This window comes from Methylovulum psychrotolerans (genome assembly GCF_002923755.1).
GTDB lineage: Bacteria > Pseudomonadota > Gammaproteobacteria > Methylococcales > Methylomonadaceae > Methylovulum > Methylovulum psychrotolerans.
This window is the reverse complement of sequence record NZ_PGFZ01000007.1, coordinates 168,690-184,235: the sequence shown is the minus strand read 5'-3', so window position 1 is coordinate 184,235 and position 15,546 is coordinate 168,690. Positions and strand designations below refer to the sequence as shown.

At 51.1% G+C, this 15,546-nt stretch carries 15 protein-coding genes; 9 read left to right on the top strand and 6 right to left on the bottom strand.

The features are described 5' to 3' along the window. Nucleotides 1-156: 156 nt before the first annotated feature. Nucleotides 157-699 carry a hypothetical protein gene (locus AADEFJLK_RS15480; protein WP_088617889.1) on the bottom strand — a complete coding sequence of 181 codons (543 nt, stop codon included), beginning with the start codon at nucleotides 697-699 and terminating at the stop codon, nucleotides 157-159. Between the two features lie 188 nt (nucleotides 700-887). Between AADEFJLK_RS15480 and AADEFJLK_RS15475 the strand changes: the two genes are divergently transcribed. The 3 genes from AADEFJLK_RS15475 to AADEFJLK_RS15465 all read left to right on the top strand — a co-directional run bounded on the left by AADEFJLK_RS15475 (nucleotide 888) and on the right by AADEFJLK_RS15465 (nucleotide 3,778). Continuing rightward, entirely contained in the window at nucleotides 888-1,697 is an 810-nt protein-coding gene (locus AADEFJLK_RS15475) for a DODA-type extradiol aromatic ring-opening family dioxygenase (RefSeq protein ID WP_103974878.1), read from the top strand. A gap of 386 nt (nucleotides 1,698-2,083) precedes the next feature. Then, entirely contained in the window at nucleotides 2,084-2,866 is a 783-nt protein-coding gene (locus AADEFJLK_RS15470) for an MlaA family lipoprotein (RefSeq protein WP_198328437.1), read from the top strand. Nucleotides 2,867-2,977: 111 nt separating this feature from the next. Beyond that, the gene (locus AADEFJLK_RS15465; protein WP_088617892.1) at nucleotides 2,978-3,778 is read left to right on the top strand and encodes a sulfotransferase family 2 domain-containing protein; all 801 of its coding nucleotides are present in this window, start codon (nucleotides 2,978-2,980) and stop codon (nucleotides 3,776-3,778) included. A gap of 31 nt (nucleotides 3,779-3,809) precedes the next feature. Here AADEFJLK_RS15465 and recQ read toward each other — a convergent pair whose 3' ends face one another. Next, on the bottom strand, nucleotides 3,810-5,939 hold the full coding sequence (gene recQ / locus AADEFJLK_RS15460; protein ID WP_103974877.1) for a DNA helicase RecQ: 2,130 nt from the start codon (nucleotides 5,937-5,939) through the stop codon (nucleotides 3,810-3,812). Between the two features lie 202 nt (nucleotides 5,940-6,141). Between recQ and AADEFJLK_RS15455 the strand changes: the two genes are divergently transcribed. Beyond that, nucleotides 6,142-7,035: a DNA/RNA non-specific endonuclease gene (locus AADEFJLK_RS15455; RefSeq protein WP_088617894.1), complete on the top strand. Its 894-nt coding sequence runs from the start codon at nucleotides 6,142-6,144 to the stop codon at nucleotides 7,033-7,035. A 15-nt stretch (nucleotides 7,036-7,050) separates the two neighbouring features. On the opposite strand, the gene AADEFJLK_RS25915 is transcribed toward AADEFJLK_RS15455, so the two are convergent. Continuing rightward, nucleotides 7,051-8,853 (bottom strand): calcium-binding protein, encoded by a 1,803-nt coding sequence (locus tag AADEFJLK_RS25915; protein WP_103974876.1) that lies wholly within the window; start codon nucleotides 8,851-8,853, stop codon nucleotides 7,051-7,053. Nucleotides 8,854-9,021: 168 nt separating this feature from the next. Between AADEFJLK_RS25915 and AADEFJLK_RS15445 the strand changes: the two genes are divergently transcribed. Beyond that, nucleotides 9,022-10,038, top strand: coding sequence for a Gfo/Idh/MocA family protein (locus tag AADEFJLK_RS15445; RefSeq protein ID WP_103974875.1), 1,017 nt, complete (start codon nucleotides 9,022-9,024; stop codon nucleotides 10,036-10,038). A 126-nt stretch (nucleotides 10,039-10,164) separates the two neighbouring features. Here the strand turns inward: AADEFJLK_RS15445 and AADEFJLK_RS15440 are convergent, their stop codons facing one another. After that, entirely contained in the window at nucleotides 10,165-10,773 is a 609-nt protein-coding gene (locus tag AADEFJLK_RS15440; protein ID WP_103974874.1) for a Uma2 family endonuclease, read from the bottom strand. Nucleotides 10,774-10,969: 196 nt separating this feature from the next. Between AADEFJLK_RS15440 and AADEFJLK_RS15435 the strand changes: the two genes are divergently transcribed. From AADEFJLK_RS15435 to AADEFJLK_RS15420, 4 genes are all read left to right on the top strand, one after another. Further along, a complete protein-coding gene (locus AADEFJLK_RS15435) occupies nucleotides 10,970-12,151 on the top strand; it encodes an O-succinylhomoserine sulfhydrylase (RefSeq protein WP_103974873.1) in 1,182 nt (393 codons plus the stop codon). A gap of 50 nt (nucleotides 12,152-12,201) precedes the next feature. Further along, complete coding sequence (locus tag AADEFJLK_RS15430) at nucleotides 12,202-12,528, top strand: hypothetical protein (RefSeq protein WP_103974872.1); 327 nt, start codon at nucleotides 12,202-12,204, stop codon at nucleotides 12,526-12,528. After that, nucleotides 12,528-12,755, top strand: a complete 228-nt coding sequence (locus AADEFJLK_RS15425) for a hypothetical protein (protein WP_103974871.1) — start codon at nucleotides 12,528-12,530, stop codon at nucleotides 12,753-12,755. Before AADEFJLK_RS15430 ends, AADEFJLK_RS15425 begins: the two co-directional genes overlap by 1 nt. Nucleotides 12,756-12,996: 241 nt before the next feature. Then, nucleotides 12,997-13,359, top strand: coding sequence for a Crp/Fnr family transcriptional regulator (locus AADEFJLK_RS15420; protein WP_103974870.1), 363 nt, complete (start codon nucleotides 12,997-12,999; stop codon nucleotides 13,357-13,359). 54 nt (nucleotides 13,360-13,413) lie between these two features. Here AADEFJLK_RS15420 and AADEFJLK_RS15415 read toward each other — a convergent pair whose 3' ends face one another. Further along, nucleotides 13,414-15,066 (bottom strand): SulP family inorganic anion transporter, encoded by a 1,653-nt coding sequence (locus tag AADEFJLK_RS15415; RefSeq protein WP_146054621.1) that lies wholly within the window; start codon nucleotides 15,064-15,066, stop codon nucleotides 13,414-13,416. 6 nt (nucleotides 15,067-15,072) lie between these two features. Continuing rightward, nucleotides 15,073-15,459 carry a hypothetical protein gene (locus AADEFJLK_RS15410; protein ID WP_088617902.1) on the bottom strand — a complete coding sequence of 129 codons (387 nt, stop codon included), beginning with the start codon at nucleotides 15,457-15,459 and terminating at the stop codon, nucleotides 15,073-15,075. Between the last annotated feature and the right edge of the window lie 87 nt (nucleotides 15,460-15,546).

Sequence of the window (15,546 nt, the reverse complement as noted above, 5' to 3'; positions counted from 1 at the left end):
CGCCATATCGTTGCCAGCCACGCTATACCGCGTGCGGCAAAAAGGGTCGCCAGCAAAGCCCAGCCCCTACGGCTTGCCAGAGCCACAATCCCCAGCAAAACCCGCTATCACCGTAGCCGCTAATAGTAAGTTAGCCCTGCCAGTTAGCGTGCCGTCTCAGCTATTTTTGGTTTGCCGCCGTGGCGACGGTTTTTTAGCCGTCTCCACCTGCAAGTAAGTCGATAAGGCAAATCGGGCCATCAACAAGGTCATGGCGACCGGATAGAGCATATAATGCTCTAACAAATCTAGGCTATACAAAACCAACAGCATTACCATCCACGATTTGACACGAAAGTTTTGCGCCAATACCTGCAACTGGCGCAACACTTCCTTATCAATGTTTTCACGCTGGCCGATGAAAAACAGCTCGATAAAGGCGGCCATAAAGACAAAATACAAAGCGTAAGCAAAAAATACCGGTGTGTCGTCCTTAAACAAAGGCTGCCAATACGCATACCACACCAGCAACACACTGCCCGAAAACAGGTCATGCCATAATCTGGCCCAACCCTTATCAACGGCCATCGCCACCGTACAGCCCACCGCCACCGCCAAACCACCATACAACACCCACGGCGACACCAGATAAGCCAACCAAGGACTTTCTGCCTGGAGCAAAAAACACAGCGCAAGACTCAACCCAATAAAAATAAACATAAGCGGCCTATAAAAATTGATTTTAACTTAAGCCTGTTATGCCAAAAAAATGCGCTATAGTAAAGCTAAACCTTTGTGAAAGGCGTACGCTGCCGAACATTGCCATAAAACAGCCAAAAGAATACTATCCCCTACTAAGCCTATTCTAAAACGCGTTGTTTCCCTTCCCTTTAGATACCCCCACCATTATGACAAAAGAGCCGACTCCCTTAGCCCCCGTCCTCTTCCTCTCCCATGGCGGCGGCCCGTTGCCCCTGTTAGGCGATGCCAACCATAAAGACTTGGTAGACTTTTTCCATACCATCCCCGCCCTGCTGGGCAAACCCGCCGCTATCTTAGTGATTAGCGCCCACTGGGAAGCCCGGTTGCCGACCGTCACCAGCGGGGCAACCCCCGCCTTGATTTATGATTATTATGGCTTCCCTCAAGAAGCCTACCACATCCGCTATCCTGCCCCCGGCCAACCGCTGTTGGCGGAACGGATTGTCCGGCTCTTGACCCGACAAGGCATTGCAGCGCAAGCCGATGCCCAACGCGGTTTTGACCATGGTTTATTTGTCCCGTTAAAAATCATGTATCCAGAAGCGGACATCCCTTGCCTGCAATTGTCACTGGTCAGCAGCTTAGAGCCCAAAGAACATATCCAGATAGGTAAAGCCTTAGCGGACTTAAGAAAAGACAATGTCCTGATTATCGGCTCAGGATTTAGCTTCCATAACCTTAATGCATTTTTTGCACCCCCCACCGAAACCAGCCAAACCTTGAACCAAGACTTTGAAAATTGGCTAATTGACACCTGTACCAATAACCAACTTAACGAAACTGAGCGCGAACAACGTCTAATCCATTGGCAACAAGCCCCTGCCGCCCGTTATTGCCATCCCCGTGAAGAACACCTGTTGCCTCTGCAAGTTTGTTACGGGGCGGCGGGCAGTTTCGCCAGAAAAGCCTTTGAGTTTTCCGTGTTGGGAAAAAAAGCCAGCGCTTATTTGTGGTAATGGCTTTACACCCGCCATGCCGATATGGCTTTTGCACACCCCAAAAACCAAAATAAAAATTCCCCCAACCACCATTTAATGCTAACATTTTACCGAACGTTCGTTAGGATTGTAAACAAATGACCGTCAAAGAACAAGCGTCAGCGCAGCAATTGACGGGTACTATGGACAAACATCTGCCGCCCCTGCCGTCTTGCACCGGAAGCCACCATACCTTCCCTCGCGCATGCTAATACGAGGCAAAAAAGCCTGCCTGCCTGCCCATAGCGTGGGCTAACTACGGGTGTTAGCAGGTATAATAAGCGGCATTATTGCAGAAAACTTTCTCATTATCGAAAATAATGCCAAAATGTCCGCAAAGTTAAATAAATAGCACGGGAACCTTCATGAATCTACAAAAAAGCGTCTTTAACCCCCGCTTGCTGGGCGGTTTGCTTATGGCAACACTGCTGAGCGCTTGTGCCTCCAACAGTAACAGTAACGACCCTTGGCAAGGCTGGAACCACGGTGTGCAAACGTTTAACGATACTTTGGATAAAAATGTGGTAAAACCGCTGGCACAAGGCTACCAATGGATAACCCCTGATGTGGTCGACCAAAGCATCACAAACGCGTTTAGCAACGTTAATGATGTCGGCGTCATCATCAATGATTTTCTGCAATTAAAATGGCGGCAAGGCAGCATGGATGTTGGCCGTCTGGTGGTGAACTCGACGATGGGTATGGGCGGGCTTTTTGATGTCGGCGCCGCCATGAACCTGCCGAAACATCAGGAAGATTTTGGCCAAACTTTAGCGGTCTGGGGCGTACCTTCTGGCCCTTATTTAGTGTTGCCCATTTATGGCCCCAACTCGCCTAGAGATACGCTGGGACTGATTGGCGATGCCATGTTTAACCCGTTGACGTATGTGTCTATTTTCGGCACCTCCGATGCGACTTACTCGACAATGGGGGCACGGTTTGTTGAGGTCATAGACAAACGCGCCCAATTGTTATCCACCGAAAAAGTGGTTAATGAAGCGTCTGGGCAAGACCGCTACGAGTTTATGAAAAACGCTTACCAACAGCGCCGCGATTATCTGATTAAGGATGGCAACACCGATGCCAGTGATTTGGACAAAGAACTGGATTCGTTGGATAGCGACAAGCCTGCCGAGCAAAAACCCTAGCCTATAAGCTAAGCCGTTGGCTTACCCGTTTTCAAACAGGTAAGCCAACGTGTGCCGTTCGTATTTCAGCCAAAATTTTACCCACGGACTCCCCTTTCCCTAGGTGCCGCCATGAAAAAACGTCAACTGAATTATTCTGCCGATTCTTATGCCTATCTGCCGAACAACAGCGCACATCGGTTTGCCCAAGCTTTCGCCTTACGCATTTACCGCAGCAACAGCATTTACAGCTTTATCCCCAAGAACGCCTGTTCAACCATGCGGGTATCCTTAGCGATGGCGAACGGCTGTATTAGCAGCACCGCAGATTTTAACTGGATACATTGTAATAACGACACCTTTAGGGCAGACCTTGCCAGTCTGATCCAAGCCGATTATACCTTTGTGATTTTGCGCTGCCCGTTCGCCAGAATAGCCAGCGCTTATCTGGATAAAATAGTCGATACCACAGGCGTGGCCTGGGAATTGTACGATGCTGTACAGCGGCAGATAGACATTCAGGACATGAGCTTCCGGCTATTCGTCAACACCATCACTAAACCCGCTATCTTACGCGCTAATATCCATTGGCAACCGCAAGTGGATTTTTTAGTCTATAAAGACTATGACGATTATTTCAATCTGGAAACTTTTGCAGCCGCCCAAAGCATTATCAGCGAAAAAGCCCAGATCGACATTATTGATGCCAGAGGCCTCACCCGCCATGGCATAGAGCGCTTTGAGCTTATCAGTAACGACACTTACGCCGATTACCTGCCCGATGCCATCCGTACCCTAAAAAAAGCCGGACAAGCCCCTAAACCCTCCACCCTTTACGACGACGAACTGATCGCCAAAATCAGCAAAGCCTTCAAGAAAGACATTGCCTTGTACAAATCGTTGTTTGGCACAAAAAACTTGATGTTTTCGTAAACGCAACAACATTTGCCACCCTTACCTTACATCACCCTACCCTATGCCATAAAGCCGCGCGTATGCAACGCAACACCTCATAAGAATACTGTCCGGCAAACTGGTCAAAAATCGGTTTCAGGGCATTTTTCTGCTCTTCGGGCAAATCCAGCAACGCCACTTCAATGGTTTTTAGCTCCGCTTCCGGCAAATCCACGACATCGCTGAGCAACACCATCCCCTGCTCCAAAGCTTGTGCCATGTGCGCATAAATGGTGTTTTCCCGCAAACTGCGTTTTTGGGCGGTTTGCGAAACGCTAAACCCCAAGCGGATCAGTTTGACCGATTCGCTGACCGTATCGGAAGCGTCATCTGCGGCATCCCTAAAGCGTTGCAGCACCTCTAAAAACTGCTCGCCGTATTGCTCCAACTTACGGGTCCCGATGCCGGATATTCTTGCCATGTCGCGTAAATTGGCAGGCTTGGCCTCCATCATCGCCATTAAAGTGGCATCATGAAAAATCACATAAGGCGGCACATCTTGGGCATCGGCAATTTGTTTGCGCTTGGCGCGTAAGGCATCCCACAAATCGCTCATCCCCCCCGTCGTCTGACCGGATTTAGTGGCCTTGATTTTCTCCGGCTTAACATCTTTGCGCAGCATCAGCTTTTGTTCGCCGCGCAAAATCGGGCGGCAGGCATCAGTCAGTTGCAACGCGCCGTAACCGTCGAAATCGACGCTGACCAAGCCCCGCGCGACCAATTGCCGAAACACCGAATGCCATTGCTGCTCATCCAACGCCTTACCGATACCGTAGGTGGACAATTGCTGATGGCCGAATTGGCTGATCCGCGCCGTTTGCTTACCTAACAGCACATCAATCAAATACGCCACCCCAAAGCGTTGCTGGGTGCGGTATATGCACGATAAGGCCTGCTGTGCCGCCAAGGTGCCGTCCCAGGTTTGCACGGGTTCCATACAAGTGTCGCAATTGCCGCACGGCTGTTCCAATTGGTCGCCAAAATAGCTTAACAGGCTTTGCCGCCGGCAATGCACCTGCTCGCATAAAGCCAGCATGGCATCAAGCTTATGGTATTCAAGCCGCTTATGCGCCTCATCGGACTGCGATTCGGCCAGCATTTTCCGCAAAGTAATCACATCTTGCAAACCATAAGCCATCCACGCATTCGCCGCCAAGCCGTCACGACCCGCCCTGCCCGTCTCCTGATAATACGCCTCAACGCTTTTAGGCAAATCCAAATGCGCGACAAAGCGCACGTTCGGCTTATCTATGCCCATACCAAAAGCAATGGTCGCGACAATCACCAAACCTTCCTGCATCAAAAACCGGTGCTGGTTCTGGTAACGTACGTCCGCACTTAAACCGGCATGATAAGGCAAGGCATTAACGCCCTTGCTGCTTAGCCAGATTGCCGTCTCTTCGACTTTTTTTCTCGACAGACAATAAACAATCCCCGCATCCCCGGCATGTTCAGCGCGGATAAACGTCAACAATTGCTGGCGGGCATTTTGTTTTTGGACAATACGGTAGCAAATATTCGGACGGTCAAAACCGCTTTGGAATAACGGCGCATGGCCTAAACCCAAACGTAAGACAATTTCTTCACGGGTACGCTCATCGGCAGTGGCCGTTAAGGCTATGCGCGGAATATCAGGGAAACGCTCATGCAACATGGACAGTTGCAGATAATCGGCACGGAAATCATGCCCCCATTGCGAGACACAATGGGCTTCGTCAATGGCAAACAACGCGATTTTGATCTTACCGAACAAACTACGGGTATATTCCGAGGCCAGCCGCTCCGGCGCGACATAAAGCAAATCCAACTCGCCATTGAGCAATTGCTGCTCGATGCGCCGGGCTTCTTGCTGCGCTAAGGTCGAATTAAGAAACGCCGCTTTTACGCCCAATTGCAACAAGGCACTGACCTGATCCTGCATCAGCGCAATCAGCGGCGATACGACAATGCCCACGCCCGGCCTAAGCAAGGCAGGAATCTGGTAACATAAGGATTTGCCGCCACCCGTCGGCATCAACACCAAAGCGTCTTGCCCCGCCAACAGATGGTCAATCACCGCCTGTTGCTGACCACGGAAACCGTCATAACCAAACACCGTTTTCAAAACGTGGAGCGGCGTATTGTGTGCGTTGCTAGCCATGTTATCTTCAGTTTAAACAAGAAAGGCGATAGGCGGCCAAACCGTCTACAGCGGTTAAAAATGCCACAATTTTAACACAATGCGCCCAGAGTGAACGGCCAGAGAGGCTAAACGGACAAGATAAAGGGCTTTCAATAGCTGCCATTGCTTGGCAAAATACCCCGCCGAGCGATTCCCCCGGGCTCACCTATTTTTACTACCCATGAGCAAACAATCTTCTTTCAACAGCTTCAAACATCTTTTCACCCTCATGCGCCTGATTTACCGCCATCCCTCGCTGTTGCTATTAGGATTGCTGCTCGGCGCGGGCGATTATGGCTACGAAGTAAAAATAGCCCGCCCCGCGATGCTATACCAAGGCGAACCCCGCCCCGTCGCCGGACACAACATCGATACTTGGTTTCGGGTCTTACGCAACCACGGCTTTATCTTGGGCTATTCTGACTGGCGCGGCAATCCGTTATGGGTAGAATATGCCCTAACCCCAGTTCCCGAACACGCCCCGTCATTAAAACGCCCCAACCGCTTTAGCACCGACTGGCGTAGCCTTAACCGCCTAGATCATGACAGTTACCAAAAAAGCGGCTATGACCGCGGCCACATGGCCCCCAATTATGCGATGGGACATCTCTATGGCAAACAAGGCCAAGCCGATAGCTTTCTGATGACCAACGTCACGCCGCAGAAAGCACATTTAAACCAAAAAGTGTGGGAACGCCTGGAAGAAGCAGAAATTGACACCTTTGCGCCCCTGTTCGGCAAAATCTGGGTAGTGACCGGCCCTGTTTTTAGCGGTTCGGTAGAGCGGCTCAGTTCGGATTGGAAAGTCGAAATTCCCGATGCGTTTTTTAAGCTCTATATCACCGCCGCCAAACCGCCCGAAAAACCGCGGGTACTGGCGTTCTTAGTGCCGCAGACCGTCCAAGGCCATGAGCCGCTGGCGCAATTTGTCACCACCATCGATGCCATAGAAGCACAAACCGGATTAGATTTTTTCGCCGATTTAGACGATACCGTGGAGAATGCCCTAGAAGCCAGCCAAGACGGGCAGCCTTGGCATTTACAGGCGGTCAGCCAATTGCCTGCGCGGTATTAACGCCCAAACAACGGGCTAGACAACCATAAAATCTGCCGCACTGACATCCAAGCCCCTACCGATCAAGGCAACCAGCACGGCAGCGCCCACACCGCTGCCATCCGCATCATAAAATACCCCGCCCGAAATAATGTTGTAAAGGATATGGTCATTACTGTCCACCACGTTACCGATTCCAATAACCTTAAAAGTGGTGTTCGCTAAATGGCCAATGGCCAGCTCGGTAAAAATACGATGGTCGAGTTGGATGCTGTCATTAGGCACGGAAAAATCGGTGATAATATCCCGATTAGCCGAACTTAAGGCCGTATCGAACAAAAAGCTGTCTTGCCCAAGCCCCCCCGTCAGCACATCAACACCTAAGCCACCGTCCAGCACATCATTACCCGCCCCGCCGTATAAATCATTATTGGCGGCATTCCCTGTCAGGGTATCGTCATAAGCACTGCCATTCACCTCTTCGATATTACTGAGCGTATCCCAACCGGCACCGCCTGTGTTTTGGCTAGCCGTTAACGCAAGGTCAACCGTCACCCCTGCGGTGGCCGTATAGTATTGCGCGACATCAAAGCCTGCACCGCCATTCAAAACATCGTCACCCAAACCGCCTATCAGGCTATCGTTGCCGTCACCGCCATAGATCTGGTCGTCACCCACATCCCCAGACAGGATGTTATTGCCGGCATCACCCGTTAAGGTATCGTTAAAAAAACTGCCGTTGATATTTTCTATAGCCAGCAAGGTATCACTACCCGCCCCGCCCGTCTCTTGTTGTGAGGTCAAGCTCAGATTAACCGTCACCCCTGCCGTGGCCGTTCCGTACAACACGGTATCCACCCCATTGCCGCCGTTCAAAACATCATTACCCAAACCCCCCGTTAAAATATCATCCCCAGCTCCGCCACTCAGGGTATCGTTACCCGCACCGCCGAGCAGGATATTGTTAGCGGCAGTGCCGATTAAGGTATCGTTGTAAGGGCTTCCGTTGATATTTTCTATGGCCAACAAGGTATCTTTACCCCCGCCTACCGTATTTTGCTGAACGGTCAGGTTTAAATTAACAAATACCCCGGTCATGGCACTGCCATACAAAACAGTGTCTACGCCATCGCCGCCATCCAATACATCATCACCCGCGCCACCGTTTAAGACATCATTACCGTCGCCGCCATACAGCGTGTCGTTACCGCCCAAACCAGACAGCACATCATTACCCGCCAAACCGTAAATAATATCGTGGCTATTTTTCACCAAGGCATCGCCAGCTAATATATCACCGCCATTCGTGCCGGTCATTGCCCCTGAAATATGCCCTATCGAACCTGGAGCCGACAAAGCAACGCCGTTTAAACGGATAGCGGCAACCTGCAAAGCCGAATTGAGCGTAATATCGGTCTTATTAACCACCCCTAAGCCAACGGTAAACGTTCCGTTTTGGGTAAAGGTATAAGTATAAGACTGATAACCGACAAAGACCGTAGAAAAGGTATCGGCAATCACTTGGGTGTCGGTAAAACCCGCCGCCGCCACCGACAGGAAGGAGGTATCATTATAGCGGCTAGCCTGGAAAGCCTCATTGGTCTGAAAATCATAAGATACCACCAACTGGTCGCCCACTTTGGCGGTAACGCTATAAGCGACCGCCGAACCATTGGTGGCATTACCTTTTACCAACGCATCTAACGTCTTTGGGGCCAAGCCCAAAAACGCCTCAAGCTTAGCATCAGTAACTGACCCTGGGCTGTTATTAACGGAATAAGGCAATTCTAACGAGAGTGACAACGCAGTAAATTTGGCGGCATTATTGACTTGTGACATAGTAGGGACTCTATAAAGGGTTACAGAAGATAATAGCAGACCGGATGCAGCCTAACATAGTTGCTTAGGGCTTCCATGCAAATAAAGTCTTCGCCATAATAGCCAATAACTTTTTTATAATAATAACATACAAAAAACCACCCATCACAGTACATAAGGATAAGCGCCATGCCAATCACCACCCATAAACTCCGCTGGGGCATTTTAGGAGCCGCCAGAATCAACGAACGCTTATTGCCCGCGATTGTCCAAGCCGACAATGCCGAACTGGTCGCCATTGCCAGCCGCCGCCCTGGCGCCGCCGCCGAAACCCTCAACCGTTTCGCACCTTGCTACCCCAGCGTAACCGTCTATGACGCACCCGAAGACCTGCTCAATGATCCTAACGTGCAAGCCGTGTATATTCCCTTAGCCAACCACGAACACGCCCAATGGACGTTACGCGCCATCGGCCACGGCAAACATGTCTTATGCGAAAAACCCCTGGCGTTGAGCGTCAGTGACATCCACGCCATACAAGCCGCCGCCCACCAACATCAGGTCATGGTCATGGAAGGCTTTATGTACCAATTCCACCCACAACATGCAAGGGTGCAGGAGTTGGTACAATCAGAGTTGTTGGGCGACATTCGCTCGGTGCGGGCTACTTTTTCCTTCATGATGCGCCCAGAACGCATGTACCGCCTAGAAGCACCCATCGCCCAAGGCGGCGGGGCGATGTGGGATATTGGCTGTTACGCCATCCATACCGTGCGCAGCTTGTTCGGGCAAGACCCTATTGCCGTCACCGCCCTACACCAAACGCTAGATAGCGGCGCGGACATTGCCGCCAGCGGGGTATTGGATTTTGGTGACGGTAAGTTCGGCCAATTCGATTTCAGCTTCGCCCGCGCCCGCCGTAGCGAATACGAAATTATCGGCACAAAAGGCGGCTTAAAATGCCATGTCGTTTGGCAACTGCCGGGCGACGTGCCAGTATTGACCTGGTGGACAGACGACGGGCGGCAAACCGAAGAACGCCTGCCCGCCGCCAACCATTTCCGCCTGGAAGTCGAACATTTCAGCCACTGCGTATTATCGGGAACCGCACCTAAATTGTCCTTAGATGACGCGCACGGTAACTGCCGGACGATAGTCGCGGCCTTGCAATCGGCGGCGGAAGGTAGAAAGGTTAGCTTAGCTTAGGAATGGACAGAAAATAATTCAAGCAAACAAAAAAATGCCAGGCTTGGAGCGCGGGCATCTTGCCCACAAAGGCGGGCAAGATGCCCGCGCTCCAAAGAGGCAGATGCCGGAAGATTCACAAAAGCATCACGCCTTAACTTCAACAATCCCCTCGCGCCTAAACTCCTCCATATCCTGATTATTGACACGGTCATAAATATCCGCCACCGCCAGCGTCAGGTCTAAGGCAGCCAAGGTCACGCTATCGCCTAAGTAAAAATATTCCGATTGCCAATGGTTCACCCGGCGCAACACTTGTACGGAAACAAAATCCGGTTCTATCAACATATATTCCTGTAAGGACGGCAGGTTGATATAACGGATAAGTTTGGTAGTGGTGTCGGTTTTGCGGGTGGATTTGGACAGCACCTCAACAATCACGATAGGCGCAGTGGCAAAATAATCATCTCCCGCCATTTTGCTGCAATCCACCACCACATCGGGATAAACGTAATCCCTACCCAAGCGCACTTTCATATCAGCAATAAACGTCGCACAAGGTGTGCCCTCAAGATGATTACCCAATTTACGCGCGATATTGGCGGCAATACAATTATGATTATAACCAGCCCCCGCCATTGCATAGACCACACCGTCAATAAACTCATGCCGGGTATCGGCAAGTTGTTCGGCGTGTAAATAATCGGCTTCCGTCACCCTAGGTGTCGGTATCGGCGTTTGTCGTACTTGCGACATAAAAACACTCCCCTAAAATAAGTCTGCTATAAACATTGTCAGGAAAAATGCCAAAAAAAACAAGGCTAAGCCACCGCCAAACCCAACAAAAGCCCAAGCCTTAGCAACCACGGCCAGCCCTCGCCACAGCGATTCGCCGCCCGTTTGGCAAATCAGTGGTAAAATCTGCCGATTTTCCACCCTATCCCGAACAATTATGAACGATATTGACTGGAACGACTATTCCATAGAAACCCAAGCCATTAGGGCCGGCCATCACCGCACCGCCGAAGATGAGCATAGCATTGCGATTTTCCCCACCTCCAGCTATGTGTTTGCCAGCGCCGAAGAAGCCTCTTTGCGCTTTACCGGCAAAAAGCCCGGCAATATCTACTCGCGCTTTACCAACCCCACCGTTAACGCCTTCCAACAACGTTTGGCGTTAATGGAACAAGGTGAACGTTGCTTAGCGTTTGCCTCCGGCATGGCGGCGATTATGGCAGTGGGAATGAGCTTGCTGAAAAGTGGCGACCATATCCTCTGCTCGCGCGGCGTATTTGGCAATACCGTGCTAATGTTTGAAAATTATTTCGGCAAGTTTGGGGTCAGTTGCGATTTTGTCGATTTGACCGACACGGCGGCGTGGGCGGCGGCACTAAAGCCTAACACCCGGTTTTTATTTCTGGAAACGCCCTCTAACCCCTTAACCGGGATTGCCGACATTACCGAGCTGGCCGAACTGGCGCACCAAAACGGCAGCTTGCTGATAGTGGACAACTGTTTCTGCACCCCTGCCCTGCAAAGGCCTTTGGCCTTGGGGGCGGATATTGTCGTCCAATCGGCGACCAAATACATCGACGGCCAAGGCCGCTGTGTCGGCGGCGCGGTCATCGCCAGTGAAGAGATTATCGAAAAGTCCGTCTACCCGTACCTACGGACAGGCGGTGCAACCATGAGCCCGTTTAACGCCTGGGTATTCTTATCCGGCTTAGAGACATTAGCTATCCGCATGAAAGCCCATTGCGACAATGCCCTTGCCTTAGCGCAATGGCTGGAACAACAGCCCAGTGTCGCCAAAGTCCACTACCCCGGCTTGCCTTCCCATCCGCAACACGAACTCGCCAAACGCCAGCAAAGCCAGTTCGGCGGCATTGTCAGTTTTGAATTGTCGGGCGGTAAGGAAGCGGCGTGGCGGCTGATAGACGCGACGCAAATGCTCTCCATCACCGCCAATCTGGGTGACGTTAAAACCACCATCACCCATCCGGCCACCACCACCCACGGGCGCTTAAGCCCCGAAGCCCGCGCGGCGGCAGGAATTAAAGACGGTTTAGTGCGGGTTTCGGTCGGCTTGGAAAATATCGGTGATATAAAAAGGGATTTGTTGCGGGGCTTGTAAACTTGCAATGCCATTAAACCATTCATTCCCATAACGGGAGGTTAAACATTATGAAGCAAGCAATTTGGCTTTCTTATGACCTTGGTGTCCGAGGTGACTACGAAGGGCTGTATGCTTGGTTAGATAAGCATCAGGCGAAAGAATGCGGCGATAATATCGCCCATTTTATTTATGACTATACCGACAGCTTGCGCGATGACCTAAAAGCGGATCTTGCGCAAGCTGTCCAGTTGGATAAACGCTCCCGACTGTACGTCATTTATCAAAATAGCGACACCCAAACCATCAAAGGGACTTTTCTGTTTGGCGGACGGAAAGCCTCACCTTGGCTAGGCTTTGCCGATGCCACCGAAGAGCAAACGGATGACGGGGCTTAATGATAGGGACAGTCCTCGTCGATACGGGCGTATGGTATGCCATTTTTGATAGCAAAGACGCTTATTACCCGCAAGGCCAAGAAAAAGCCGATCTATTGGAACTGCTAACCATAGCCGTGCCATGGCCTATTGCTTACGAAACCCTCTGTACCAAATTTGTCAAAAACACGCTAGCATTACAGCAATTTGAACATTTTCTACAACGGCCTAACGTTACAATTTATTAACGATGAAGAATTCCGGGACGCGGCCTTCCAGCTTTCCCTTAGCTCATCTTTGCGGCGGCAACGACCGCTCAGTATGACCGATTGCCTAATCCGCCTAATGCTGGATGATAACAATACAAAAATCGATTATCTTGCTACATTTAATACGCGTGATTTTATAGACGTTTGCATCAGAAAGCGTATTGAAATTATTTAACTACAACAAAGCGTTTCCCCATACAATAATAATTAAGGATTCCCCATGTCATTACCCCCCAACTTCAACATCTTAAACAGCAACAAAGACACCAAACTTTTTGCTGCCGGACAAACGATATTCTCCGCCGGAGAAGTCGGCGAAGAAATGTACTACATCAAATCCGGTGAAGTGGACATCATCTTGGACGGCAAACTATTAATCACCTTAGGCGCAGGGCATATTTTTGGTGAAATGGCCTTGATTGACGACAAAATCCGCTATGCCAACGCCATTGCCAAAACCGACTGCGAAGTAGTCGCCGTTACGGAAAAATACTTCAACTTCCTTATCCAAGAGCATCCGTATTTCGCCCTAAACGTCATGCGGGTTTTGGCCGACCGTTTGCGCAAACAAACGCATTCCTAAAACCTACCCAAACCGAGGCCAAGCGGTTTAGCAAGCTAAAAGGCCTCGCAGCTGCTAGCCCACTTGCCCAAAAACCTTAACGGTATATTTTTGGGCAACCACCGCCGCATCAGCGACGCTCCAAAACAGTTTACCGTGAAATTGCCGCCCCCCCAATTCCAGCAATAGCTCCCTGATGGGGTCTTTAACCCGCGCCAACAAAAGCATTTTCTCTTGCTGTTTAAGCGCGTTCGCTAACTCGACCAAGCATTCCGCCGCCGTGCTGTCAAGGTCGGCACTTTGCTCAAGGCTGATGATAAGAATCTGCACATCTTGGCGCAGGCTTAACTGCCGATTAATTTCTGCCAATACCCCTTCGACACTGGCAAAAAACAGCGGCTCTTCGGGGCGTAGGATTAACAGCTTAGGATGAGGTTGGGCGGTGGGATGATTTTCCCTGTCGACATAATCATGCGAATGCCCCAGCCCCGCCAATTCACTGACCTTCGCTTGACTGAATGAGCGTATCGCCGAAGCCAGCGATAAGCCAATGGCCGCAAGCATACCGTGCAAAACCCCAAAGGCCAAAACTGCGCCGACTGCCGCCAAGGCCAAGTAGTAGTCACGGCCTAGCCGCCATAAATGGAAGAGGAAATGGGGGTTAACGGCATGGCTTAAGGCATTGATGACCGCCGCTGCGACAATCGGTTCGGGGATTTCGCCTATCCAGACCTGACCAAAAACGACCACCAACAATAGGATAACCGCCGCCATCGCCCCCGCCCATTTGCTGGTTGCCCCCGCCTGTTCGTTAGCGGTGCTGGCGGAAAATCCTGCTCCGACCGGCATCCCTTGCAGTAAGCCCGAAACAAGATTGGCAGCGCCCAGCGCAAACAACTCGCGGTTAGGCTCCACGGTATTGCCGTGACTAAGGGAGATGCTGCGGATACTGCCCCACGATTCGGCAACAATAATCACGAGTAAACCGCAGGCCAATTCCGCCAAATCTAACCATCTGTCCGTAGCTAAATGCGGCCAGGACAAGCCGGGTGGGGTAATACTGACCGCACCGACCACCGCAACCTTAAAATCGGCCAGATTAACCCAATGGCTTAGGGCAATACCGGACAGCAAGACCACAAAAGCCCCCGGCACACTAGGCCAACGCTTTAAAATAGCCAAGAATACCAAAGCCCCGCCACCGACCAACGCGCTCCATAAGCTCCAATGCCCGGCATGGGTGGCCAGATCAATCACAATATGGAAAGGGTTGCTCGCTTGGACATGTACACCCAACAGAATGGGCAATTGCTTAATGATAATGGTGATTGCCAACGCAAACGAGAAGCCATGCAAGACGGGACGGGAAACGAAAGCCGACAGCCGCCCCAGTTTGGCTTTGGCAAAAGCCAACAGACCGATGCCTGTCAGGATCACCAATGCCACACCAAAAGCGGTAGCAGTAACCGCATCGGGCGGGCGCAAAGACAGCACCACCGCCGCCATCAATGCCGCCGCCGAGGACGTGGGGGCAACAATCGCGTAAGGGCTGCCGCCTAAACAAGCGTAACAGCCCAAGCCGACCAATAAGGCCGTGATTGCCTGCTGGATGCCCAAATGGGCAATGGCGGCGTATGCAATAGCTTCGGGCAATAAGATACTGGCGACCGAAAAACCCGCCACCATATCGGCGAGCCATAGCGCGGGTAAACGGGGCGTTAGCTTCACTAGCCGCTAAACCGCAGAGACAATTTTACACAAAATCAAGGCATCCTCGTCGTATCCGTAAATGGCGCACAGGCGATGGTAGCCATCGGCGATGACCACCTTCGCGCTGCGCGGGTCCCTGACCAACAACAAAGGCGACAAGCCTTTGCCTTTATTGATCTTTTTCTTGTCTTTTTCGACATGCGAGTTGCTGACACCCAATAAGGAAAGCTGCGAGGCGCGAAAAATGTCCTTGGCTTTAAACTCGATAAGCGCGGCGTGTTTTAGCCGGGTAACGATGTCGGCAACCCTATCCGCCTCGTAGATAAGCGTCAGATAAGAAGCCGCCGCCGGATAATCATGCTCTTCGACATCAGACAGCCAGTGGACGAGGGTTTCTTTGGCTTTAGTCATAGCAGCTAGGCGAAACTCATTAAAAGGTTACTGATAAAAACAGTATAGCGCTTTTAAGTGCCGTTGTGGCATTTACCTCATTCCGCC